The organism is Acinetobacter sp. LCT-H3 (assembly GCF_001866125.1).
Taxonomy (GTDB): domain Bacteria; phylum Pseudomonadota; class Gammaproteobacteria; order Pseudomonadales; family Moraxellaceae; genus Acinetobacter; species Acinetobacter schindleri.
Genome location: NZ_MODX01000075.1, coordinates 1 through 699, shown reverse-complemented (window position 1 = coordinate 699; position 699 = coordinate 1). Strand labels below are relative to the sequence as shown.

General features: G+C 40.6%; 1 protein-coding gene and 1 pseudogene. One reads left to right on the top strand and one right to left on the bottom strand.

Features of this window, described 5'->3' with window-relative positions; genetic code table 11:
- Window positions 1-213 (top strand): annotated as a pseudogene (locus tag BK820_RS15600) (AbiJ-NTD4 domain-containing protein); the annotation flags it as partial.
- Between the two features lie 121 nt (window positions 214-334).
- On the opposite strand, the gene BK820_RS14915 reads toward BK820_RS15600, so the two are convergent.
- A partial coding sequence (locus tag BK820_RS14915) for a GGDEF domain-containing protein (RefSeq protein ID WP_143045211.1) occupies window positions 335-699 on the bottom strand: 365 nt, incomplete at its 5' end.

Below are 699 nucleotides of genomic sequence, written 5' to 3'. Positions count from 1 at the left end.
ACAAAATTATTTACAGGCTCTCAATATCCAATACATCCTGCATTAAAAGCTAGTATTAAATCTTTATATGGTTATACATCAGATGCAGATGGTATTCGCCATGCAATGTTATACGAATCAAATCTTTCTTATATCGATGCCAAATTTATACTTGTTGCCTGCACAAATTTTATTAACTATCTCATAGACAAAACCAAAGATCATCAAAATTAAATCACATGACTGGCGACATGGATGTCGCCCGTTCGACTGTGGTAAAGGGACTTAGCATCAGTCGAACAAATGCATTTTGCTACTTTTGTGCAGTCAAAAGTAGAGAAAACAGTCTTTTGAACTAAACCTCAGCCACTGCATTACGCCCTTGACCTTTAGCCACAAACAAAGCCTTATCCGCTTTGGTAAACAGGCTGATCCAAGACGGCGCACCTATCGCCACCCCCACACTGACCGAGACCTGAATCTGATCACCATTTTCACTTAAAATATAAGCACCCTCTACTTCGCTTCGAATCTTATCAGCAATCTTACGGGCATTATCGAAGTCAATATTTTCGATCAGAACCAGAAATTCATCCCCGCCATAACGTACCAGTAAATCAGAAGTACGGACATTGTCCTTCAGGCACTGCGCCACAAACTGAATGACTTCATCTCCGATAATGTGTCCATACTGATCGTTCTGAACCGTACCGGGTTTGT